Genomic DNA, 22,840 nt, shown 5'->3' on the forward strand with positions numbered 1-22,840 from the left:
GCACCATGTACAAAGACTATCCGGCCGCTTATCAGGTCAGTAAAGGTTCGGCGTTGCAGGTCGACACAGCGTTTTACGAGCGCATCCGTGATCGAAAAGACCAGCGCACGCTGATCGAGCAGTTTGAGGTGCCGATTCGTACGGGCAGGGCGTGGAAGGTGCCAGCCGGGCATGTGTTCCGTGTGACCACGCCGGTTGGCCCGCAGGTGGGTGATTTCAACGTATGGAATGCCAATGACCCCCGTGAGCGCCTGTGGGCGGCGCGTACCCGCCAATTGCAGGGCGCCCATGTCAGCACCCATGACCGCTTGTGGTCGAACCTGCCATTCCTGCGGCCTTTGGTGACGATCACCGATGACAGCCTGGCCAGCTACGGGATCGATGAACACGGCGGGCGGCTGCATGATTTGCTTGGCACACGTTGTGATCCCTATGTGAATCGGATGCTCACCGGTGAGGACTTCCACCACCATTGCCACTCCAACCTGACATGCGCGGTTTTGCCTCACGGCCTGACGGAATTCGATGTGCATGACGTGCTGAATATTTTCCAGTGCACCGGTCTCAATCACGACGACATGTACTTCATGAAGGCCTGCCCTGCGCAGAAGGGCGACTACCTGGAGTTCTTTGCCGAGATTGATTTGCTGTGCGCGCTGTCGACGTGCCCCGGTGGGGATTTGTCGCTGCCGATGTGGGGCCCGGAGGCGCAGGATCCGCTGACGGTGTGCCGTCCGCTGGGGGTTGAGATCTACACGTTGGAGGATGAGCTGCTCAATGGCTGGCGCCAGCCGGAACGTGCTGCCTACAAGGGGCAGCACGGGTTGCATATTGCCAAGGCGGATTGGGAGTAGCCCAAGGCTCAGCGATCCTGCGCATCCTTGGCGTCCGCCTGGGCGTTGCGCTCGGCCACACGCTTGCGTTGTTCGTCGGTGAGTTCCACTTTGTTGGCGCTGTCACGCAGCATCATCAGCCCACCGACGATCGACCCGATCGCTACTACCATAATCAACCACGCATACCACGGCATAAGGCTCTCCTTGAGGCAGATTGCCGTGGGAGAGTTTTCCCACGGTAATAACTGCTTTGAGTGACGGGCTTTCTTACTAGTTCAGTGTAGGCCCGTTCTGCCTCGTAGTAGATCAGAGCCCGGTCAACATCGCATCCGCCGGTGCATCGGCACGGTCTTGCGCAGTCATCTGGAAGTAGGCGAACCCCACCACCATAAAGCCCAGGAAGATCAGCCCGATCAGTGCGTTGAACCAAGCCATGGCCACCAGGCACACCACCGCCAGCACCAGCGCAATGCCCGGCACGATGGGGTAACCCGGCGCGCGGAAGGTGCGTTCCAGCAGCGGTTCGGTCCTGCGCAGTTTGAACAGGCTGAGCATGCTCATGATGTACATCACGATGGCGCCGAATACCGCCATGGTGATCATCGCTGCGGTCAGTGTCATACCGCCGAGGTTGATCAGGCCGTCGCTGTAGATCGCCGCGATGCCAACCACGCCGCCGGCGATGATTGCGCGATGGGGTGTCTGAAAACGCGACAATTTGGCGAGGAAAGACGGCAGGTAACCGGCGCGGGCCAGGGCGAAGAACTGGCGTGAGTAGCCGAGGATGATGCCGTGGAAACTGGCCACCAGGCCGAACAAGCCAATCCACACCAGCATGTGCAACCAGCCGGAGCTGTCGCCGACCACGGTTTTCATGGCTTGTGGCAGTGGGTCGTTGATGTTGGACAGGGTGCGCCAGTCACCCACGCCGCCGGCAAAGAACATCACACCCATGGCCAGGATCACCAGGGTCAGGATGCCGCTGATGTAGGCCTTTGGAATGGTGCGCTTGGGGTCTTTGGCTTCTTCGGCGGCCATGGCGGCGCCTTCGATGGCGAGGAAGAACCAGATGGCGAAGGGAATTGCGGCAAACATGCCGGCAATCGCCGGTGCGCCGAACGTGTCGGAGCCGGCCCAGCCATTCAGGGCAAAGTTACTGAAGCTGAAGGCGGGCGCCACTACGCCCATGAACACCAGCAATTCAGCGACGGCGAGCACGCACACCACCAGTTCGAAGGTGGCGGCGAGCTTGACGCCGAGGATGTTCAGGCCCATGAACACGATGTAGGCACCGACGGCCGCGTGTTTGGGGTCCAGCGCCGGGAACTGCACATTCAGGTAGGCGCCGATGGCCAAGGCGATGGCGGGCGGTGCGAAAACGAATTCGATCAAGGTCGCGAGCCCCGCGATCAAGCCGCCTTTCTCTCCAAAGGCGCGACGGCTGTAGGCAAACGGCCCACCCGCATGAGGAATGGCGGTGGTCAGTTCGGTGAAGCTGAAGATAAAACAGGTGTACATCGCGGCAACCATCAATGAGGTCACCAGGAAGCCCAGGGTCCCGGCGACGCCCCAGCCATAGCTCCAGCCGAAGTACTCCCCGGATATCACCAGCCCGACCGCGATGCCCCATAAGTGCAGGGTGCCCAAGGTGGGTTTGAGTTGTGTGTTCATCGTGATGCGCTCCCTGAACGGTTTGGAATGATTCAAGGTGTTGCAGCGGACATGCCATGCCTCACAACCGTGTCGTAAAGCGGCGCAACTGTCGTCTGGGGGATGGTTTGGCGTTTGAAATTTTCCGGTGTCGCACCAGATAAGTGCGGGGGTGGCTGGCAGGGCCTCATCGGGGGCAAGCCCCCTCCCACATTTTGACCGGTGTACGCAGGCCCGGTGTGGGAGGGGGCTTGCCCCCGATGAGGCCCTCCAATCCAGCACAACCCTCCCTGTAAACCCCGCATAAACCCACTCTTTACGCCGTCTTTACGCCCCGCCCACACCCTCGCTCTCGTTCCTTTACGCCACTCCTGCCGACAATTGCCCCACACGCGGCACTCGCCGCTAAACGGAGAGACTTCCATGAGCGTTCTGGACGGGGTGTCACTGCTATTGGCCGTGGCGCTGTTCATTTATCTGCTGGTTGCGCTGTTACGCGCGGATCGGAACTAGGAGCTGGCCATGCACAGTTATGACTATTGGCTGATCATTGCCTTCTTTGCCGTGGTGCTGGTGCCGGCCCCGTTCCTGGGGCGGTTCTATTACAAAGTGATGGAAGGGCAGCGCACCTGGCTCACGCCGGTGCTCGGCCCCGTAGAGCGTGCCTGTTATCGCCTGTCGGGCGTGGACGAGCATCAGGAACAGAGCTGGCAGAAGTACATGCTGGCCTTGCTCGCTTTCAACCTTGCGGGCTTTTTGCTGTTGTTCGCGATCTTGTTGTTCCAGGACTACCTCCCACTGAACCCGCAGAAATTGCCGGGGCAGGAATGGACGCTGGCGTTCAACACCGCGGTCAGTTTCATGACCAATACCAACTGGCAGTCCTACAGCGGTGAAGCGTCCCTGAGCTACCTCAGCCAGATGGCCGGCCTGACCGTGCAGAACTTCGTCAGCGCGGCGACCGGTCTGGCAGTGCTGGTCGCGCTTTGCCGTGGGATTGGTCGCAAATCCACCAAGACCCTGGGCAACTTCTGGGTCGACATGACCCGCGCCACCCTCTACGGCCTGCTGCCGTTGTGCCTGGTGCTGGCGTTGTTCCTGGTGTGGCAGGGCGTGCCGCAAACCTTCGCCCATTACGTGGATGCCGTGACCATGCAAGGCGTGGATCAAGTGATCCCCCTGGGCCCGGCGGCCAGCCAGATTGCGATCAAGCAATTGGGCACCAACGGCGGTGGCTTCTTCGGCGTCAACTCGGCGCATCCATTTGAAGACCCTACCGCTTGGGCAAATCTGTTCGAAGTGGCGTCAATCATCCTGATCCCCGTGGCGCTGGTGTTCACCTTCGGCCACTACGTGAAGGACCTGCGCCAGAGCCGCGCGATCCTCGGCTGCATGCTGGCGTTGTTCCTGATCGGTGGCGCGACTTCTCTGTGGTCCGAATACCAGCCCAACCCGACCCTGAACAATCCAGCCGTGGAACAGACTGCGCCACTGGAAGGTAAGGAAGCACGCTTTGGTACAACCGGCACGGTGCTGTGGTCGGTGACCACGACAGCGGCATCCAATGGCTCGGTCAACGGCATGCAGGACAGCCTGAGCCCCCTCAGTGGCATGGTCGCGCTGGTCAACATGATGGTCGGCGAAGTGATCTTCGGCGGCGTCGGCGCCGGCATGTACGGCATGTTGCTCAACGTGTTGATTGCAGTGTTCCTCGCCGGCCTGATGATTGGCCGCACCCCGGAATACCTGGGCAAGAAGCTGCAGGCCAAAGAAGTGCAATTGCTGGTGGTGACCTTGCTGGTGATGCCGGTGGGCGTGCTGGTACTCGGCGCCATTGCCGCCAGCCTGCCCGGCCCGGCCGGCGCGATCAGCAACCCTGGCCCCCACGGTTTCAGCCAGCTGCTCTACGCCTACACCTCGGCCAGCGCCAACAACGGCTCGGCGTTCGGCGGCTTCAGCGCCAACACCCCGTTCCATAACCTGATGCTGGGCCTGGGCATGTTGATCGGCCGCTTCGGCTACATCCTCCCGGTACTGGCCCTGGCCGGCAGCCTGGCGATGAAGAAGACCGCACCGATTGGCCAGAACAGCTTCCCGACCCATGGCCCGCTGTTCGTGACCCTGTTGACCGTGACCATTCTGCTGGTGGGCGGCCTGACTTTCCTGCCAACGCTGGCGCTGGGTCCCATTGCTGAACACTTGAGCATGGGCTTCTAAGAGGCGATATGAACATGAATATGCCTGCAAAAAATGCGGCCCCGGTCAAAACCCAGGAGCCTGCCAAAACCGCCATCTCGGCTCTGTGGCGCCCGGCGCTGGTCCAGGCGTTCGTCAAGCTGGACCCGCGCCAACTGCAACGTTCGCCGGTGATGCTGGTGGTCGAACTGACCGCGATCCTCACCACTGTGCTGTGCTTCGTGCCCGACACCACCGTGCCCACGTTTGTCGCCGTACAAATCGCCGTGTGGCTGTGGTTCACCGTGCTGTTCGCCAACTTCGCCGAAGCGCTGGCCGAAGGGCGTGGCAAGGCCCGCGCTGACAGCCTCAAGGCCGGCAGCGAAGGCCTCAGCGCACGGCGCAAGGAGGCCGATGGCAGCTTCAAGGTCGTGCCGGCCACCAGCCTGCGCAAAGGCGATGTGGTGCGTGTCGCCGCCGGGGAAATGATCCCCGGTGACGGCGAAGTCATCGAAGGCATCGCGGCGGTCAACGAAGCGGCCATTACCGGTGAGTCGGCACCGGTGATCCGCGAGTCCGGCGGCGACCGTTCGGCGGTCACCGGCAACACACGCCTGGTGTCGGACTGGCTGCTGATCCGCATCACCGCCAACCCGGGCGAGTCGACCCTGGATCGCATGATCGCCCTGGTGGAAGGCGCCAAACGCCAGAAAACCCCCAACGAAGTGGCGCTGGATATTCTGCTGATCGGCCTGACCCTGATCTTCCTGTTGGTGGTGGTGACCCTGCAGCCGTTTGCCCACTTCGCCAGTGGCAGCTTGCCGCTGGTGTTCCTGGTCGCACTGCTGGTGACGCTGATTCCTACGACTATCGGTGGCTTGTTGTCGGCCATCGGCATCGCCGGTATGGACCGCCTGGTGCGCCTCAATGTGATCGCCAAGTCCGGGCGTGCCGTGGAAGCAGCGGGCGACGTGCATGTGTTGCTGCTGGACAAGACCGGCACCATCACCTTCGGTAACCGTCGCTGTGCGGCGGTGGTCGCGGCGCCTGGCGTCAGCGGCAAGGAAGTGGCCGAAGGCGCACTGTTTGCCTCTCTGGCGGATGACACGGCCGAAGGTAAATCCATCGTCGAATACCTGCGCGCCTTGCACCCTCAAGCCGAGCCGGCCGCAGACGAACTGACGGCCGTGCCGTTCAGTGCTGAAACCCGCTTGTCCGGTGTCGACTACCACGGCCGTGTGTTCCGCAAAGGCGCGGTGGATTCGCTGCTGGCCTTCATCGGTCAACAACGTCGCGACTTGCAGCCTGCGCTGTCGCGGGAAATCGACAAGATCGCTCAAAGCGGCGGTACCCCCTTGCTGGTGTGTGCCGACGGCAAGTTGCTCGGCGCGATCCACCTGAAGGACGTGGTCAAGCCGGGCATCCGCGAGCGTTTCGCCGAGCTGCGCAAACTGGGGATCCGTACCGTGATGGTCACCGGCGACAACCCGCTGACCGCCGCCGCGATTGCCGCCGAAGCTGGCGTGGATGACGTACTGGCCGAGGCCACCCCCGAGAAAAAACTCGCCCGCATCCGTCATGAACAAAATGACGGCCGCCTTGTGGCGATGTGCGGCGACGGTGCCAACGACGCTCCGGCGCTGGCCCAGGCGGACGTCGGCATGGCGATGAACGATGGCACCCAGGCTGCGCGTGAGGCCGCCAACATGGTCGACCTCGACAGCGACCCGACCAAGCTGCTCGACGTGGTGCAGATCGGCAAGGAATTGCTGGTGACCCGTGGCGCATTGACCACGTTCTCCATCGCCAACGACGTGGCCAAGTATTTCGCGATCCTGCCGGCGCTGTTCGCCTCGATCTACCCGCAACTGGGCGTGCTCAACGTGATGCACTTGCAGAGCCCACAGAGCGCGATCCTGTCGGCCATCGTATTCAACGCGCTGATCATCGTGGTGCTGATCCCCCTGGCGCTGCGCGGTGTGCGCGTGCAGGCGGCGAGTGCGGCGGCATTGCTGCGGCGTAACCTGCTGATCTACGGGCTGGGCGGGATTCTGGTGCCGTTCGTGGGCATCAAGGCGATCGACATGCTGCTGACTGCGTTGCACCTGGTTTGACCCGATTCCTGTGGGCGCCCGGCGGGTGCCCACAGGTTGCAATGACCGAATTGAGGAATCCGAAATGTCCAACATGATCCGCCCGGCCCTGAGCCTGCTGGTGCTCATGACCCTGATTACCGGCGTCGCTTACCCACTGGTGGTGACCGGTGTCGCCCAAGTGGCGTTCCCGGACCAGGCCAATGGCAGCCTGGTACGCGATGACAGCGGCAAGGTGCGTGGCTCCAGCCTGATCGCCCAGGATTTTACCGGTGACAACTGGTTCCACCCGCGCCCCTCGGCTGGCGCTTTTGCGACGGTCTCCAGCAGTGCCAGTAACCTTGGCCCAAGCAACCCGACGCTGGCGACGCGTATCTTCGATGACGCGAGTAAACAGCTGGTGCCGAGCCAGGGGCCGGTGCCTCTGGTATCGCTGACTACCTCTGGCAGCGGTCTTGATCCACACTTGCCACCACAGGCGATTGCCTATCAACTGGCGCGGGTGGCGGCGGCGCGGAATGTGCCGGTGTCGACCTTGCAGCGCTTGCTCGATGAACACATCGAAAGCCCGCTGGTGGGCCCGCCGGTGGTGAATGTGCTGGCGCTGAACATGGCCCTGGAAAAGTTGTAGGCCGTGGCGCTGCCATCGCAGGCAAGCCAGCTTCCACAGGGGAATGCATTCCAAGTGTGGGAGTGGGCTTGCCCGCGATGGCGGCCTGAGGCGCAACCAATAAACATCTGAAGGAACCCCGAGCATGAGCGACTCCGGCCGCGCCGATGCCCTGTTAGCCGATCTGCCCCGGGACGGCCGTGGCCGGCTCAAAGTATTCCTTGGCGCCGCGCCGGGCGTGGGCAAGACCTACGCCATGCTCCAGGCCGCGCACACGCAACTACGACAGGGCGTGAAGCTGATCGCCGGCGTGGTCGAAACCCACGGCCGCGCCGAGACCGAAGCCTTGCTCAGCGGGCTGCCGCAACAACCGTTGCTGCGCAGCGAATACCGTGGCGTGATGCTCGAAGAAATGGACCTCGACGGCCTGCTCGCCGCCAAGCCCAAGCTGGTGCTGGTGGACGAACTGGCCCACAGCAACGCCCCCGGTAGCCGTCACGAAAAGCGCTGGCAAGACATCCAGGAACTGCTCGCCGCCGGCATCAACGTGTTTACCACGGTCAACGTCCAGCATCTGGAAAGCCTCAACGACCAGGTGCGCGGCATCACCGGCGTGCAGGTGCGTGAAACCCTGCCGGACTGGGTACTGCAAGAGGCCGACGAACTGCTGCTGATCGACCTGCCGTCCCGCGAGCTGTTGGAGCGCCTGCGCGACGGCAAGGTGTATGTGCCGGAGCAGGCCCGTGCGGCCATTGATGCGTTCTTCACCCAGACCAACCTCATGGCCCTGCGCGAGTTGGCGATGCAGACCGCCGCCGCCCACGTCGATGACGATTTGGCCCAAGGCTATCGCCAGCTCGGCCAGGCCGCGCCGGCGGTGCGTGGGCGCTTGTTGGTGGGCGTGGATGGCGATGCGCAGGCCGAGCGCCTGGTGCGCCATGCCAGTCGCGTCGCCCAGCGCCGCCATTTGCCGTGGAGCCTGGTGCATATCGATAACGGTCGTGCGCGGGACGAACAGTCGCGGCTGCGCCTGCAAAATGCCCAGCAGTTGGCCGAGCGCCTGGGTGGCGAGGTGGTATTGCTGCGTGCAGGAGAGGTGGCCAAGACACTGATCCAGCACGCCGCCGAACGCCGCGCCAGCCTGCTGCTGGTGGGGCAGTCGCGGATGCGTTGGCGCCGTCGCTTGTTCGGCGGCGGCCTGGCTGCGCGTTTGCTGCGTAATGCGCGGGGCTTGGAAATCAACGTCCTCGACAGTGACGACATGCCTGCGCCGCCACGCTTGCCGGATGTACGCGGGCTGGTGTGGTTTGACTATGCGCTGGCAGTTGTGGCGACGGTGGTTGCGGCAGCGGTGGCCTGGGCGGTGTCCAGCGTCTTGCCGTTGCCGAACATTTCGTTGGTGTTCCTCGCCGCGGTGTTGCTGGTGGCGGTGCGCAGCAGCCTGGGGCCGTCGCTGGTGTGTGCGGCGTTGTCGTTCCTGACTTACGACTTCCTGTTCATCCCGCCGAATTTTTCCTTCGCCATCCAACGTGAAGAAGACGTACTGACCCTGTTGTTCTTCCTGTTGATGGCGGCGTTGACCGGCAACCTGGCTGCGCGCCAGCGCCGCCAGTTGCAGGCGTTGCGCGACACCCAGGAAGAAACCAGCGAGTTGCTCGACCTGTCGCGCAAACTCACGGCCGCCACTGATCGCCAGGCGGTGATCAGTGCTGCCGCGCATCATCTGGAAGGCTGGAGCGACCTGGATCTGTGCCTGGTCAATCGCGATGGCCAAGGCGGTTGGGCCATCGAGACCGGCGGCCCGCTGACGCTTACCGAAGCCGAGCGGGCCGCCGCCGATTGGGCCTGGCAACATGACCAGCCAGCGGGCATGGGCACCGGGACCCTGCCGTTCGGGCGTTGGTGGTGGTGGCCGTTGTCGGGCGAAGAAGGCCCGCTGGGTTTGCTCGGGGTCAGTCCCAAGCCGGGCCTGGAATTGAGCGGGCAACGCCGTCGTCTGCTCACTGCCTTGAGCCAGCCGCTGGCCCAGGCGCTGGCACGGGCGCAACTGGCCCAGGAGTTGGAGTCTGCAAGGTTGCACGGCGAAACCGAGCAACTGCGCAGCGCCTTGCTGGCGTCGGTATCCCATGATTTGCGCACGCCGCTGACCTCCATGCGGGGCAGCATCGACAGCCTGCTGGCGCTCGGTGAGGCCATCCCGCTGGAGGACCGCCGCGAATTGCTCGAAAGCACCCGCGATGAGGCTGAGCGTCTCGACCGTTACATCCAGAACCTGCTGGACATGACCCGCCTCGGCCACGGCGCTTTGAAGCTGGCGCGCGATTGGGTGTCGCCGGGCGATATCGTCGGCAGCGCCCTCGGCCGTCTGCGTGCGGTGCTGGCGCCGTTGCAGGTGAGTACCGAAGTGCCGCCCGAGTTGCCGTTGTTGTATGTGCATGCGGCGCTGATCGAGCAGGCCTTGGTGAATGTGCTGGAAAACGCCGCACGTTTTTCGCCGCCGCAAGGGCGCTTGCAGCTGAGCGCCGGCGTTGCCGATAACCAGCTGTTCTTCGCCGTGGCTGATGAAGGCCCCGGTATTCCCGAGGATGAGCGCGCAAAGATCTTCGATATGTTCTACACCGCAGCACGCGGTGATCGAGGCGGGCAGGGCACGGGGCTGGGCCTCGCAATTTGCCAGGGCATGGTCGGCGCCCACGGTGGGCATATCAGCGTGGCCGAGGGCATTGACGGACGTGGCACCTGCATCACCTTGTTCCTGCCTTTACCGACACAGCCTGGCCTGGAACGCGAGGCATGAGCTACCCTGTTTTCTTCACGGATTTTGATTGGAAGCCATGAGCCAGACCGCGACGATTTTGGTCATTGATGACGAACCGCAGATCCGCAAATTCCTGCGCATCAGCCTGGCCTCCCAGGGCTACAAAGTGATTGAGGCTGGCACCGGTAACGAAGGCCTGGCCCAGGCAGCGTTGAACAAACCAGACCTGTTGGTCCTCGACCTTGGCCTGCCCGACATGGACGGCCAGCAGGTGCTGCGTGAATTCCGCGAGTGGTCGACGGTACCGGTGCTGGTGCTGTCGGTGCGGGCCAGCGAGGGGCAAAAGGTCGAGGCCCTGGATGGTGGTGCGAATGACTATGTGACCAAACCCTTTGGCATCCAGGAGTTCCTGGCCCGGGTGCGGGCGCTGCTGCGTCAGGCGCCAGCGGGTGAGGCCCAGGAAGCAGCCTTGCGTTTTGGTCCGTTGACGGTGGACCTGGCCTATCGCCGGGTGCTGCTGGACGGCGCTGAAGTGGCGCTGACGCGCAAGGAGTACGCGGTGCTGGCGCAACTGGCACGGCATCCTGGGCGGGTGATTACCCAGCAGCAACTGCTCAAGGATATCTGGGGGCCGACCCATACCGAAGACAGCCATTACTTGCGCATTGTGGTTGGGCATCTGCGACAGAAACTGGCAGATGACCCGACTCAGCCACGGTTTATCGTGACTGAGGCGGGGGTGGGGTATCGGTTGTTGGGCGGATAGATCGTTGGTGCTTGCTCTGGCGTCATCGCAGGCAAGCCAGCTCCCACAGGGGAATGCATTCCAAATGTGGGAGCTGGCTTGCCTGCGATGACGCCATCAGCGTCACCAAGGATCTCAGCGCTGCTCACTCTCATAGCGGTCCAACGTATCACTGGCAATCTCCCGGCCCAGCGCGATCAACTCCGGTGCCTTGTAGAACTCGAAAAACCGGCATACCCGTTTCGGTACGTTGATCAGCACGTCTGGCGGATAGCCGGCGATCTTGTACTGTGCCAGCGACGTCTGCATCACCTCGAAGCTCTGGTTGATCAGGTCCAGCAGCGAAGCCGGGCCGACGTTATCGATGATGAACGACCCGGTTGCCGACTTCGGTGCGCCGGGCTTTTCCGGTGCCGCGGCGGGTTGTTGGGATTCCGGCTCGGCAGATTCCAGCCACGGGTTGATCTCCGCCGCCTGCGCTTCCAACGCCTCCTGCTCCAGTTTCATCAGTTGTTCGGCCTGCTTGCGGCGAAAGGGCAGGTGCGAACCGAGTGATCTCGCCAGGTTGTTGAAGCGGCTCTTGAACGCGGGTGGGCGCTGGATCACCGGCAACTGGTAGTGCTTCTGATTGGTGGCGTTGAGGTTGACCGCGATGATCAAGTCACAGTGGCTTGACACCACCGGCACGATGGGCAGCGGGTTGAGCAGGCCGCCGTCCACCAGCATGCGGTTGCCTTGCATCACCGGGGTGAACAGGCTGGGGATCGCCGCCGAGGCGCGCATGGCTTGGTGCAGGCAGCCTTCCTGGAACCAGATTTCCTGCTGGTTGGTGAGGTCGGTGGCGACGGCGGTGTAGGGGATGCGCAGTTCTTCGATGTTGATCTCACCGACGATCTTGCGGATCTGCCCGAAGACTTTCTCGCCGCGAATGGCGCCCAGGCGGAAGCTCACGTCGACCAGGCGTAACACGTCGAGGTAGTCGAGGCTTTCAATCCAGTTTCGATACTCGTCCAGCTTGCCAGCGGCGTAAATGCCGCCCACTACGGCCCCCATTGAACAGCCGGCGATACAGGCGATGTCGTAGCCGCGCCGTTCGATTTCCTCGATCACCCCGATATGGGCGTAGCCCCGGGCTCCGCCGGAACCCAGCACCAAGGCAACACGTTTCTTCATGGTCCATGTCCTCCCCAAGGCAGGTCCCCACAATGCACCCAATGAGGGGGTGGCTTCAATGTTCGTGGGAGCCTGCAATATTTTTCCAGGATAGCGCTGCTGCTCGGGTATGCTCTGGTCAATAGGTACTATCGATTTCAGGCTAAGGACAGGCACTTTTCCCTGTAGGCAACGTCTACAACGTACGACTGTTTTTTCTTTTTTGAGGTGTCATCGATGAAAGCCTGGATGTGTGTGCCTGTGATCGTGTTGGCCCTGGCCGGTTGCGCCGGGAAGACCGCATACCGCGACAGTTGCGGCAGCCAGTTGGACGCCGCCTGGAAAGAACTGGACCTGGCCAAGGCTGAAGGCTTTGCCGGCACCGTGAGCTACTCTAAGGCACTGTCTTTGTTGACGGGCGCCAAGACCCAGCAACAGTTTGAAGCGTTTGAAGGCTGCTCCAACAAGGCCGAGAAAGCGCGTTTCTATATTCGTGAGTCTCGCGCCGGGCGTTGATCTGCCGCGAGTAGGATTGTTTATCAGCTAGTGGGGGCAGGATGTCAGCTTTGGTCGATCAGTTAGTCGCTCAGGTCATTGGCCTGGAAGTAGGGTTACTGAGCTGCCAGGCTCGCCTTGCCGCCGTCACCGATGATGAAGCCTTGCATGACCTGCGTACCACCGTGCGCCGTCTGCGCAGCCTATTGCGCCCCTTGCGCGGGTTGCCAGGGGTGGAGCAGTTGGAAGTGGCGGCCAGCACGGTCGGCCAGTTGACCACGCCGCTACGCGACCGCGAGGTGCTAGCGGCGTATTTGCATCAGCATGGCCATCATGAGGCCGCAAACCGACGACTGCGCCTGCAACCCGAGGCCTATCGTCAGGTGGCGCAAGGCCCGGAGCTCGCGCACTTGCTGCTGATCCTCGACGCCTTTCCGCGTTTCATCCGTGCTTCTGAACACCAGAAATTACTCAAAGGCCTGCGCCCGCGCATCGAAAAACGTCTGGCCAAGCAATGGCAGACACTCGATAAGGCCTTGAAGGATCCGAGCCATGATCGCCACCGCCTGCGCTTGCTGATCAAACGCGTGCGCTACGCCGCAGAAGCCTATCCCGAATTGGACAAGTTGCCCGCCAAGGCCGTGTCGCACCTGAAAAAAGCCCAGGGTGCCCTGGGAGATTGGCACGACTGCTGGCAGTGGTTGGCCCAGGCTGAACACCAGGCGGATCTGCAACCTTGTGTTGCCGTATGGCATCGCACCATGGCCAAGGCGCAGGGGCAGGCGGACCGCGTGCTGGATAAACTCAGCGCTGATTGTTTCTGAGCCGGTCCGGCTTTTGGCCGGAATAGGCGCTGTACCTGATTGGCCCGATGGTTAAGATCCCTCATCTGTTCCTTTTGATGTGAGACCGCCATGCGCTTTAGTGATTTGCTCGACGCCGCCCGCAGCAACCCGCTGGATGTGACCATCCCCGCTGAGTGGGCCCAGGGCCGTGCGACCTTTGGTGGCCTGGTCGCCGCATTGCAATACGAAGCCCTGCGTGCCCAAGTGCCCGCGGATCGTCCTTTACGGTCGCTGGCGATCACCTTTGTCGGTCCGGTTGCACCGGACGTCCCCGCCAGTTATCAAGTCGAAGTGTTGCGCGAAGGCAAAGCCGTCAGCCAATTGCTTGGCCGTGTGGTGCAGGACGGTGAAGTGGCGACACTGGTACAGGCCAGTTTCGGTGGCGCCCGTGAGTCGGAAATCGCGGTCGAAAGCGAAGCACCGCCGGTGTTCAAACACTGGGATGAATGCCAGGAACTGCCCTATATCAAGGGCGTCACTCCGGAGTTCATGCGCCATCTGGCGATGCGTTGGAGTGTCGGCGGCTTACCCTTTACCGGTAACAAATCCCGCGACATGGGCGGTTGGGTACGGTTGCGCGGCGATGTGAAAGAAGAACCGCTGACCGAAGCGCATATCCTTGCCCTAGTCGACGCCTGGCCCCCGGCGTTGCTGCCGCACCTGAAAAAGCCGGCGCCGGGCAGCACCCTGACCTGGACCATCGAATTCATCCAGCCATTGCAAGACCTCACGACCCTCGACTGGTGCCAGTATTACGTCAATATCGAGCACGCCCGCGACGGCTACGGCCATGCCGCCGCCGCCCTGTGGAGCCCGACCGGCGAACTGATCGCCATCAGCCGCCAGACCGTGGTGGTCTTCGCCTGATTTCAATGCCTGTGGCGCTGCCGCCAGGCACGCCACCAGCCACCGCTCAACACAAAACGCGGAAAGGTCACGAACTGCTCGACCACCAGGCGCTGCACCGCATCTTTACGATCACTGAACGGCTCACTGGCCTGAGCCTCCAGGCTATGCCCATGACGCTGCAACGCCAGGCCAGCCAGGATACCGACCACACCGACGGCAAAACTGGCCAGACTCAGGCTGAACACCCCGGACACAATCAACAGAAACCCGATGATGAACAGCGGCACGGCAATCAGGTGCAACGCCAGGTTGGTCGGGTGCTGATGGTTCTGCGGGTAGTGACGCCATTGCCAGGCGGGGAGATTGGGGTGACGTTTGCCCATGATGGTGAATCCTCTGTCCGTTGAAATAACTTGAACAGAGTTTAGGTGGGGGTGGGCGGGGCGGCGAATTGGGGTTGGCTATGGGGTCTATAGCCTTGCGGGAAAAAATAGAGATCCATTAGTAATCCAAGATGCAGCTTTTGATTGGGCGCGCGCGTAGAACAAATAAATGAATGTCGTTGCCAATTTAAGCTAGCTGTGGATATACGCGTAGACACCGTCCTGCTGAATTTCTTCCAAGTTAATCTTTTTTATTGTTTCGTTCAGAAGAGGTAGATGTTCTGAGTGGCAAATGAGTTGAGCCACACCATGTGTTTCTGCATCATAGAATCTGAAAGAGATAGAATGCTCATCAGCAAGTATTAATTTAAAGTCTTCCGTTTTAGAAATGTCTGTGAGCTGACTTAAGTTTTTCCACAGGTTTTCAAGACTACTATTGCTTTTTTGCATCAGTGTTACAGATGTTCGATAGCAGGCCATACGATTAGGATCTATGTGAAATGGATCACAATCTAAATGAATTACTCTAGAGTAAATTCCGGTTGATTCATTTTTTCTGAAAATATCTCCTGGTTGGGAGGTTTTGGCGAAGTTTTTTAGTGACAGATACTCTTGAGTCTTACTGTGGTACGGTAATAGATTGGTGTGCCATTGTACAATTTTTGGCCATTTTTGCGTAAGTAAACAGCTGAACTCACACCAGGCTTTCCAAGCGCCTGCGTAATCTTGGTGAAGCAGTGTGACCGTAATATAGTTTTCATCGTTGCTAGGATGTAACTGGTCCCAAGGATGTATGCCTAGCTCTCTGATAAATACTGCTTCCATTTTTTATTTCCTGAAGTATGAGTGATTGTCTGTGTGGTTTTTTAATGGGGCTGACTTTCCGTCAATGGTAACCTTCGTATTGAAGTGTGGTCCCAGGTTTCCTTTTTTGTGGCCAAGTGAGTGTTCTTGGATCTCTATTTGGAGCTCCTTTAGTTCAAATATATACACCCTGCCCATCGTATGTTGGTCTTGATCTTTGATCTTCTCTCGATGTATTTGAGTAGGGTGTTGATTTTTTGGAACTCCACCTATTGCTTTTGCCCTTTTAAATGCACCACGTCTAGATAGTTTGCTATCAGCACCCTTAGGGAGTTCTGCATCGCCTTCGTCTACCTTGGCATGTTTTTCCGGCTCGTCAGCGTTGTGTGTTGGTTTACATCCATTACCGCCAGGGCATGTGCTTAAGCCTAGCGGGTCTACCCATCCGGTAGGGTTGGGCACGTACTGGTATGTGTTAATCCCACCCGCCAACTTCACCGGGTCCGGCGTCAGGTACCGACCAACATCCGGATTGTAGTAGCGATGGCGGTTGTAGTGCAGCCCGCTTTCCTGATCGAAGTACTGGCCCTGAAAGCGCAGTGGATTGTTGACTTTTCCGACGTCGAGTCGTCTGATTTCACCATATGCGCGGTAATGCGCCGACCAGACGATTTCTCCATCTGGGGCGGTGAGTTCCTGCGGGGTGCCGAGGTGGTCGAGTTGGTAGTGGTAGGGCTTGGTTTCCTTTGGACCAAAACCTTCCAACAGGGCCAGCGGACGAAAGCTGTCCGGTTCGTAGAGATAGCTGCGGTGCCGATCCTGGTGGTGTTCGGCGATGAGCTTGTCGCCTTGCCAGAAGAACTCAGTGGTGATGCCGTCGACGGTTTTGCTGATGCGCCGCCCAAAAGGGTCGTAGCGGTAGCTGGCAGTTTGGCCGTCAGGTCGGGTGATGCCGATCAGCCGATGCTGGCAGTCGTAGCGGTATTCGGTGACGAGTTGATGGCCTTTGCCGCGTCGTTCGCGAATCAGGTTGCCGAAGGCGTCGTAGTCATAGTGGTGGTCGCCCTGGATCATCAGGCGGTTGCCGGCGACGATGTCGGGGCCGGGGCGGTTTTGCATCAGCAGGTTGCCGGCCGGGTCGTGGCCGAAGCGTTCCTGTTCGTCTTGGGAGTGGTCGGCGCGGGTGAGGCGGTTGAGTGGGTCGTAGTGGTAGCGGTGTTCGCCTTTACGGGTGTCGAGCAGGCGGGTGAGGTTGCCGGATTTGTCGTAGTCGTAGTGGCGTCGGTATAGCGGGCCTTCGGCATCAACGATGCTCTGGTTGAACAGGCGTCCCTGGTGGTCGTGTTGGTAATGGCTGAGCAGGTGGCCTTGTTGGCGTTGCTGTTCGCGGCCAGCTTTAAACAGGTGTGAGGTGAGTACCGCGCCGTTCAGTTCGACGGTGGCGAGGTGGCCGCCTTTGTCGTGAGTTAAGGTGAGGCGGTTGTTGTCCGGCAGGCGCAGGTTTTGCAGTTGGCCACAGGCGTCGTAGCCGTAGCGCAGGGTGCCCCAGCCTTGGTGTTCGGCGGTGAGGCGGTTTTGGCTGTCGTAGTCGTAGGCCAGGGACCAGTGGCCGTCTTCGACGCTGAGGAGATTGCCCTGGCGGTCGTAGGTGTAATCGACGGTATTGCCATCGGGCAGGGTTTTTCTGACGAGGCGTCCGGCGTAATCGCGCTGGTAACGGGTAACCAACTGACTGCCGTCATCACCGTGTTCGGTCTTTTCCGAAAGGTTGCCATTAAGGTCGTAAACGTAAGCCGTGCGCTGGCCGTCAAACCCGGTTTCCTGCTGGATCAGGCCGTTGCTGTGGTACTGGAGCCGGTAGGTCTCACCCACCTCGTTTTCGATTTCGGTCAGCAGTAAACGCGCGTTGTCGTAGCGGTAGTTGACCTGGCTGCCATCGGCATTGATGCGGCGGCTGATCAGGTGCAGGTCGTCGGCGTATTCGTAGCGGGTGACGTGGTCCAGTTCATCGCGTTCGGAAGTGATTTTTCCGTAAGCGTTGTAGGTATATTTACGCGTATCACCGCTCGGCAAGACGACTTGGACTAGTCGCCCAACGTCGTTCCAACCAAATTGTGTGAGCGCTCCGTGCTCATCTTCTTGGGATGTTTTTCGCCCAAGGTCGTCATAGCGATAACGCTTGATCCCGCCATTCGGCAACTGCTCCTCAAGCAACTGCCCCCGCTCATTCCACACCAGTCGCTGGCAGCTGTGATCCGGATACCAAACCCCAACCAACTGTCCGGATTTGTTGTAGCTGTAATCGGTAACGTGACCGTCAGGATCGATCTTGCGCGTTACATCGCCCTGATCATTGCGCTCATACTTCCAAACCGCCTGACCCCGCCTTACAACCCGTACGAACCCGTTGTCATGCTCGTAGGTCGTCGGCTCATCGTCCCCCGAAAACAACGCCACCAAACGCCCGGCTTCGTCGTACTGATACGCCGTGATCGCCCCGAGCGGGTCCTGCTCAACCGTCAGCCGGCCTTGGTCATCGTAGGATTTGAAATGCTCGGCCCCGTCCGGATCCACCCGCTGCACCAGCCGCGCCCGCTGGTCATGCACGTAGACTTCCTGGCTGCCATCGGCGTTAAACACCGTGACCTGGCCGTTGTCATCCCAGGCATAGCGCGTGTCCATCTGCGAGAAACTGGCCCAATGCCGGACACACCGCGCCGCCTTGCCAGACCTTTCCCACTCCCAGAAGAAACTCGCCCCACCGGCCAAGCCACGTTCAAGAATGACGTGCTGTTCGTCGTACCGATAAACCTCGCGTTCGCCGACCGCATTGGTCGCTGAAACCAGTCGTCCCAGGTCGTCATAGGCGTAGGAAGCAACGGTCTGCTCCGTCACCCAAACAAACGGCCCGTCATCCACGACGCGATGAATCTGGTAATCCACCGCCACGATGCGGCCCGACGCATAGCGCAACCACAGCGAGCGCCCGACGCCGTTATCCACCCGCTCAACACGCCCCAGAAAGTCCCGGGTAATGCGCAGGCGGTTGTCATACGCGTCGCTGATCGCTGTCAGCACACCGTCGCGGAAGTGGTAGAAACGTGATGCCTGGGCCAGTACCAGTTCATCGGGCGCAGCACCCAAATAGATCGCCGCTTCGGCCAGGCTATTGGTGATCGCAGGCCGAGCAGCCGTAGGCAAGGGCAGGGTGGTCGACCGATTCTCATGATCGGTCCACACCACCGAATCCCCGGAAACACTCAACCGATGCGCCAGCGAGTGGCTCCAGCCAAACCCCAGCCCGCAATCCATTTCCACCGCACTGGTGCGGTACAACCGGGTCCACTCAAACGGCAAAATCCCGTCCAACGCTCCATCGGTGAGGGTCAGCAATTCCTCGCCGGTGACCATCGACACCGGGCAGCCGTTGGTGGCGGTCTTGTCCGAAGGTGCCGCTGCATCCCCAGCCGGATTCTTCGCAACAGCCGGCGCGTCATCCACATGTTCTTGCTGAACCAACACGGTTCGCTGGGACTTGCTGCGCACCGCAGGCACCGCGTTGGCAACCACCTGATCCCCAGCCTTCAACGGCGCATCCGGAATCACCCTGATCGGCGTCGCTGCGCTACCCAGCAACACCGGCCTGGCCGCCTCGACATGCGCTTCCAACCGAGGCCCGACCACCTGGTCCGCCAGCATTTGCAGCCATTTACGCACGCGCTCGGACTTGATATGCCCCAGCACCTGCATACCCAAACGAAGCTGAACCCCCATGCCCCGCGTGGCCCAGATCAGAAACAGATTGATCAGCACCTCGCCGGTTATCTCGCCCAGCAGCTCGTACATCTGCGGTGGCGGCAGCATGCGTATCCAGGCAACCATGGCCGACAAATAGATAAACAACAGCGGCTCATCGCTGAGCACGAGCAGGCCCTGGGCGATGGCGTCCTTGCCCAGTTTCAGCAGTTCATCCAGTTCGCTCTGGGAGACGTATTGCAGCAACTTCTGGCTGTTACTCTTGAGGTCCGCCAGCAGCTCGGACAGTTGTGTGAAATTGTCCCAAAGGTTGTAGAACGCCTTGCCGATCCCGGTTGAGAGCGCCAGGCCTTGCATCGCACTGCGCTCGAATGGCGTGGCGTTGGCAAAGTCGTCCCACTGCGGCTTGAAGGTCTTCTTCCATTCATCACGCAGGCTCCTTTCCAGCCCCGCGATCACCGACTGATAAGACGCATACAGCGCCTGGATATGATCCTTGGAAACGTCGGGATAAAAGGTGATCTGGTAGCGCTGATCGCGAGCGCAGTCGCTGACTGCAAGAATGCCGCTGGGGCCGATGGTGCGATGAATCGACGGGCCCACCGGGCTGCCATCAGGGGCGACCGGTTGCAGCATCACCGGCGTATTGCCGATAGGCACAAACCGCGTGCTCTCGAACATATGCACCAGGGTCAACGCACCCTGGGCCTTACAGGTGGCAACCGTGCGCTTCGGTTTCTTGGAGGACGCCGGAGCGGCGAGGGAAACCTCGTCCCCGACCTTGAACACCTGCTCGACTTCCAGTGCCGAACCGCTCCAGAAGCTTTCGGCCCACTCGTCAAAGGTGTTCAGGCACTCACGGAAGTCACGCAGGACGCCTTCAACGTCCGGCGCCTTGGCATCCATGGGCGCGAGGATGAAACGTGCAATAACTGGAATCATGAGGCGGCCCCGTTGAGTGGGGCACGGCTAGAGAGGTGCATCGGCGGTCCCTCGCGCTGATTGAACAGGCGAGAGACTTTGGAGGGGTTGGTAGGGAAAAGAAGTCGGCGTTATTCGCCGGGAGGGTTAGGACGTTTCGCCAAAACCTCGGGTAAACCGAGGCTTTGTTGTAGGCAGAAGATTACGGGTTGAGCAGTCCTACAGCTTCAACTGCCCGATCGCCTTGCTCAGTTCCCCGGCCAAGGTCGCCAGTTCATTACTGGTCGTCGCCGAATCCACGGTCTGTTGCACGGTGTTCTCGGTCACATCCCGAATGCTCACCACCGCGCGGTTCATCTCTTCGGCGACGTGGCTTTGCTGCTCGGCGGCGACGGCGATCTGGGTGTTGCTTTCACGCATCTGTGCCACGGCGCTGGTGATCTCGGCGAGGGCCGCGCCGGCTTCCTGGGCTTGCTGCACGCAGTCGTCAGCCTTGAACGAGCTTTCCTGCATAAAGTCCACCGCGTCGCGGGTGCCGGCTTGCAGCGCCGAGACCATGCGGGTGATCTCGTCGGTAGAGCTTTGTACGCGTTTGGCCAGGTTGCGCACTTCGTCGGCAACCACGGCGAACCCCCGGCCCATTTCCCCGGCGCGGGCGGCCTCGATGGCGGCGTTGAGGGCGAGCAGGTTGGTTTGCTCGGCGATGCTGTGGATCACGCTGACCACGCCGTTGATTTCCTGACTGTCCTCGGCGAGCTTCTGGATCATCTCGGCGGTCTGTTGCACGCCCGTGGAGAGGCCGGCAATCGAGCGTTGTACGCGGGTGACCACTTCCTGGCCGCTGCCCGCCAGGGTGTCGGCGGTCTGGGACAAGTCGCGGGTGGCACCGGCGTGCTGGGCGATGTGGTAGACGGTGGCGGTCATCTCATTGATGGCGGTGGCGGCCTGGTCGGTTTCGCTTTGCTGTCCGAGCATGCCGTGCTGCACGTCGTTCATGCTGCTGGCCAACCGTGCGGCGCCATCGTCGAGTTGCTGGGCGGTGCGTGCCACGGTGTTGACGACGCGCTGGTAGCCCGCTTGCATGGCGTTGAAGGCGCTGGCCATCTGGCCGACTTCATCCTTGCAGGCCAAGGGGACGCGGGCCGACAGGTCGCCGGTTTTTTCCACGTGTAGCATCACGTCTTTCAGGGTGTTGAGCTGGCTGAGCAGGAAGCGGATCAGCAGTTGCGAGGCGCCGAGCATCGCCAGCATCAGGATCAGGACCGCCACCGCATAGTTGGCAAAGCGTTCTTCGAACACCTGGCTCAGGCTTGGTGCGTAGGCGAGCACGGCGACGTATTGACCGTCAGGGCGGGCGATGACTTCGGCACCCATCAGTGGGTTTTCGCCGAACCACGGCATGTGATTGAGTTCGACCCAGCCCAGGTTGCTGCCCAGCGCTGACAGATCCTGCTCCGCCAGTTGTGGGACTTGGCCGCGCTTGAACGTCAGCCAGTGCTCGCCCTTGGGCAATGCTTCGCCAGTCGGCCACGCATTGAACAAGTGTGCCTGGGCCTGCGCCGAAGCCCGGGATGCATCGCTGCGGGACTGTTGCTCAAGCTGCACGGCATAGAGTACCAGCAGCAGGGTGGTAATGAAGGCGACCGCGTTGACGGCCCAGAATTTGTACTTCAGTGAGATATTGCTAAGCCAGGCACCCATGGAAGGTTTTCTCTGATAGCGGAAACAGCATTGGCAAGGTGCCATTATTGTGCCGCTATCCAGGAAAACGGTTTTGACATGGGTCAATGGGCCGTATCAATCCATTACTGGCAAGCCAAAAAAGCTGCGGGCGCAGGCCGTGCTGTGGCGGGCCAGGTCTTCCACGCTCTCGTTGCGGTGCAGGGCGACTTCGCGCAGAACTTCAGGTAGATACGCGGGCTCGTTGCGACCGTTTTTCGGTTTTGGGCGCAAGGTGCGTGGCAGCAGGTAGGGTGCGTCGCTTTCCAGCATCAGGCGGCCACGGGGAATTTCCCTGACCAGCGGGTGCAGGCGTGTCCCACGGCGTTCGTCACAGATCCAGCCGGTGATGCCGATGTGCAAATCGAGGTCGAGGTAGCTGAACAGCGCCTGTTGTTCGCCCGTGAAGCAGTGCACCACGGCGGCGGTGAGGTGGTCGCGGTAGTCCTTGAGGATGTCCAACAGGCGCTGGTTGGCGTCACGTTCGTGGAGGAATACCGGCAATTTGAGCTCGACGGCCAGGGCCAGGTGTTGTTCGAGGACTTTTTCCTGCTGGGGGCGCGGTGAAAAATCCCGGTTGAAATCCAGCCCGCATTCTCCCACTGCACGTACGCGGTTTTCTTTCAGCAAACCGCGCAAACGCGATGCGCTATCGCCGCTCCAGTCACTGGCAGAGTGGGGGTGGATGCCCGCGGTGCTGAACAGGCGCTGGCCGCTGTCATCGAGTTTTTCGCACAGCGCCAGGGCCTGTTCGCTGCCCTCGATGCTGGTCCCGGTGAGCACCAATTGTTGCACGCCGGCAGCATAGGCACGTTCAAGCACGGCCTGGTGCTTCTCGTCGAAACTGGGGTTGGTCAGGTTGACGCCGATATCAATGAGTTGCATGGTGCTATCTCCGCCTGCGGCCGGAAAGCATATCAGAGCTGTAGATTTATAAGAAAAACGAAGAACTACAACGAGTTATAGCTGTCTTTGAACGTCGCAAGCGACATTGTGGTTGGCTCGCCGCCTTCCATCATGCCGCCGTTGCGTACCTTGCCAGCGCATAA

The 22,840-nt window shown here is 60.7% G+C and carries 18 protein-coding genes; 10 read left to right on the plus strand and 8 right to left on the minus strand.

Annotated features, from left to right (window positions below; translation table 11 throughout):
* Positions 1–5 precede the first annotated feature (5 nt).
* Positions 6–854 carry an urea carboxylase-associated family protein gene (locus tag ACZ445_RS08360; protein ID WP_464708203.1) on the plus strand — a complete coding sequence of 283 codons (849 nt, stop codon included), beginning with the start codon at positions 6–8 and terminating at the stop codon, positions 852–854.
* An 8-nt stretch (positions 855–862) separates the two neighbouring features.
* Here the strand turns inward: ACZ445_RS08360 and ACZ445_RS08365 are convergent, their stop codons facing one another.
* Together ACZ445_RS08365 and eat are read right to left on the minus strand one after the other, a co-directional pair.
* A complete protein-coding gene (locus ACZ445_RS08365) occupies positions 863–1,030 on the minus strand; it encodes a DUF2897 family protein (protein ID WP_003172675.1) in 168 nt (55 codons plus the stop codon).
* A 112-nt stretch (positions 1,031–1,142) separates the two neighbouring features.
* Positions 1,143–2,507, minus strand: a complete 1,365-nt coding sequence (gene eat, locus ACZ445_RS08370) for an ethanolamine permease (protein ID WP_058424481.1) — start codon at positions 2,505–2,507, stop codon at positions 1,143–1,145.
* Positions 2,508–2,909: 402 nt separating this feature from the next.
* Here eat and kdpF point away from each other — a divergent pair, with 402 nt between their 5' ends.
* The 6 genes from kdpF to ACZ445_RS08400 all read left to right on the plus strand — a co-directional run bounded on the left by kdpF (position 2,910) and on the right by ACZ445_RS08400 (position 10,888).
* A complete protein-coding gene (gene kdpF / locus ACZ445_RS08375; protein WP_003218754.1) occupies positions 2,910–2,999 on the plus strand; it encodes a K(+)-transporting ATPase subunit F in 90 nt (29 codons plus the stop codon).
* 9 nt (positions 3,000–3,008) lie between these two features.
* Entirely contained in the window at positions 3,009–4,703 is a 1,695-nt protein-coding gene (kdpA, locus tag ACZ445_RS08380; protein ID WP_179040866.1) for a potassium-transporting ATPase subunit KdpA, read from the plus strand.
* Between the two features lie 8 nt (positions 4,704–4,711).
* Positions 4,712–6,775 (plus strand): potassium-transporting ATPase subunit KdpB, encoded by a 2,064-nt coding sequence (gene kdpB, locus ACZ445_RS08385; protein ID WP_464708204.1) that lies wholly within the window; start codon positions 4,712–4,714, stop codon positions 6,773–6,775.
* A 64-nt stretch (positions 6,776–6,839) separates the two neighbouring features.
* Positions 6,840–7,385 (plus strand): potassium-transporting ATPase subunit KdpC, encoded by a 546-nt coding sequence (gene kdpC / locus ACZ445_RS08390; RefSeq protein ID WP_179030124.1) that lies wholly within the window; start codon positions 6,840–6,842, stop codon positions 7,383–7,385.
* A gap of 124 nt (positions 7,386–7,509) precedes the next feature.
* Positions 7,510–10,161, plus strand: coding sequence for a DUF4118 domain-containing protein (locus tag ACZ445_RS08395; RefSeq protein WP_464705035.1), 2,652 nt, complete (start codon positions 7,510–7,512; stop codon positions 10,159–10,161).
* Between the two features lie 37 nt (positions 10,162–10,198).
* Positions 10,199–10,888: a response regulator gene (locus tag ACZ445_RS08400; RefSeq protein WP_071490041.1), complete on the plus strand. Its 690-nt coding sequence runs from the start codon at positions 10,199–10,201 to the stop codon at positions 10,886–10,888.
* Between the two features lie 114 nt (positions 10,889–11,002).
* Here ACZ445_RS08400 and ACZ445_RS08405 read toward each other — a convergent pair whose 3' ends face one another.
* Positions 11,003–12,040 carry a patatin-like phospholipase family protein gene (locus tag ACZ445_RS08405; protein ID WP_058424475.1) on the minus strand — a complete coding sequence of 346 codons (1,038 nt, stop codon included), beginning with the start codon at positions 12,038–12,040 and terminating at the stop codon, positions 11,003–11,005.
* Between the two features lie 216 nt (positions 12,041–12,256).
* Between ACZ445_RS08405 and ACZ445_RS08410 the strand changes: the two genes are divergently transcribed.
* From ACZ445_RS08410 to ACZ445_RS08420, 3 genes are all read left to right on the plus strand, one after another.
* Positions 12,257–12,535: a hypothetical protein gene (locus tag ACZ445_RS08410; protein WP_012722962.1), complete on the plus strand. Its 279-nt coding sequence runs from the start codon at positions 12,257–12,259 to the stop codon at positions 12,533–12,535.
* Between the two features lie 41 nt (positions 12,536–12,576).
* Positions 12,577–13,338, plus strand: a complete 762-nt coding sequence (locus ACZ445_RS08415) for a CHAD domain-containing protein (protein ID WP_179028944.1) — start codon at positions 12,577–12,579, stop codon at positions 13,336–13,338.
* Between the two features lie 90 nt (positions 13,339–13,428).
* On the plus strand, positions 13,429–14,226 hold the full coding sequence (locus ACZ445_RS08420; RefSeq protein WP_179028943.1) for an acyl-CoA thioesterase: 798 nt from the start codon (positions 13,429–13,431) through the stop codon (positions 14,224–14,226).
* 2 nt (positions 14,227–14,228) lie between these two features.
* Here ACZ445_RS08420 and ACZ445_RS08425 read toward each other — a convergent pair whose 3' ends face one another.
* From ACZ445_RS08425 to ACZ445_RS08445, 5 genes are all read right to left on the minus strand, one after another.
* Positions 14,229–14,591, minus strand: a complete 363-nt coding sequence (locus ACZ445_RS08425) for an Mpo1-like protein (protein ID WP_058424472.1) — start codon at positions 14,589–14,591, stop codon at positions 14,229–14,231.
* A 192-nt stretch (positions 14,592–14,783) separates the two neighbouring features.
* Complete coding sequence (locus ACZ445_RS08430) at positions 14,784–15,416, minus strand: hypothetical protein (protein ID WP_464708205.1); 633 nt, start codon at positions 15,414–15,416, stop codon at positions 14,784–14,786.
* Positions 15,417–15,419: 3 nt separating this feature from the next.
* On the minus strand, positions 15,420–20,093 hold the full coding sequence (locus ACZ445_RS08435; RefSeq protein ID WP_464708206.1) for an RHS repeat-associated core domain-containing protein: 4,674 nt from the start codon (positions 20,091–20,093) through the stop codon (positions 15,420–15,422).
* 198 nt (positions 20,094–20,291) lie between these two features.
* On the minus strand, positions 20,292–21,773 hold the full coding sequence (locus ACZ445_RS08440) for a methyl-accepting chemotaxis protein (protein ID WP_464708207.1): 1,482 nt from the start codon (positions 21,771–21,773) through the stop codon (positions 20,292–20,294).
* Between the two features lie 96 nt (positions 21,774–21,869).
* A complete protein-coding gene (locus tag ACZ445_RS08445; protein WP_464708208.1) occupies positions 21,870–22,676 on the minus strand; it encodes a TatD family hydrolase in 807 nt (268 codons plus the stop codon).
* Positions 22,677–22,840: the final 164 nt, after the last annotated feature.

The organism is Pseudomonas allii (genome assembly GCF_055380095.1).

Excerpts from the sequence above, each read along its gene's own strand:
- ACZ445_RS08405 (WP_058424475.1), bottom strand. The coding sequence starts at position 12,040 with ATGAAGAAACGTGTTGCCTTGGTGCTGGGTTCCGGCGGAGCCCGGGGC.
- ACZ445_RS08400 (WP_071490041.1), top strand. The coding sequence starts at position 10,199 with ATGAGCCAGACCGCGACGATTTTGGTCATTGATGACGAACCGCAGATC.
- ACZ445_RS08440 (WP_464708207.1), bottom strand. The coding sequence starts at position 21,773 with ATGGGTGCCTGGCTTAGCAATATCTCACTGAAGTACAAATTCTGGGCC.
- kdpB (WP_464708204.1), top strand. The coding sequence starts at position 4,712 with ATGAACATGAATATGCCTGCAAAAAATGCGGCCCCGGTCAAAACCCAG.
- ACZ445_RS08425 (WP_058424472.1), bottom strand. The coding sequence starts at position 14,591 with ATGGGCAAACGTCACCCCAATCTCCCCGCCTGGCAATGGCGTCACTAC.
- ACZ445_RS08435 (WP_464708206.1), bottom strand. The coding sequence starts at position 20,093 with ATGATTCCAGTTATTGCACGTTTCATCCTCGCGCCCATGGATGCCAAG.
- ACZ445_RS08410 (WP_012722962.1), top strand. The coding sequence starts at position 12,257 with ATGAAAGCCTGGATGTGTGTGCCTGTGATCGTGTTGGCCCTGGCCGGT.
- kdpA (WP_179040866.1), top strand. The coding sequence starts at position 3,009 with ATGCACAGTTATGACTATTGGCTGATCATTGCCTTCTTTGCCGTGGTG.
- ACZ445_RS08430 (WP_464708205.1), bottom strand. The coding sequence starts at position 15,416 with ATGGAAGCAGTATTTATCAGAGAGCTAGGCATACATCCTTGGGACCAG.
- ACZ445_RS08360 (WP_464708203.1), top strand. The coding sequence starts at position 6 with ATGTACAAAGACTATCCGGCCGCTTATCAGGTCAGTAAAGGTTCGGCG.
- ACZ445_RS08445 (WP_464708208.1), bottom strand. The coding sequence starts at position 22,676 with ATGCAACTCATTGATATCGGCGTCAACCTGACCAACCCCAGTTTCGAC.
- ACZ445_RS08395 (WP_464705035.1), top strand. The coding sequence starts at position 7,510 with ATGAGCGACTCCGGCCGCGCCGATGCCCTGTTAGCCGATCTGCCCCGG.
- ACZ445_RS08415 (WP_179028944.1), top strand. The coding sequence starts at position 12,577 with ATGTCAGCTTTGGTCGATCAGTTAGTCGCTCAGGTCATTGGCCTGGAA.
- kdpC (WP_179030124.1), top strand. The coding sequence starts at position 6,840 with ATGTCCAACATGATCCGCCCGGCCCTGAGCCTGCTGGTGCTCATGACC.
- ACZ445_RS08365 (WP_003172675.1), bottom strand. The coding sequence starts at position 1,030 with ATGCCGTGGTATGCGTGGTTGATTATGGTAGTAGCGATCGGGTCGATC.
- ACZ445_RS08420 (WP_179028943.1), top strand. The coding sequence starts at position 13,429 with ATGCGCTTTAGTGATTTGCTCGACGCCGCCCGCAGCAACCCGCTGGAT.
- kdpF (WP_003218754.1), top strand. The coding sequence starts at position 2,910 with ATGAGCGTTCTGGACGGGGTGTCACTGCTATTGGCCGTGGCGCTGTTC.
- eat (WP_058424481.1), bottom strand. The coding sequence starts at position 2,507 with ATGAACACACAACTCAAACCCACCTTGGGCACCCTGCACTTATGGGGC.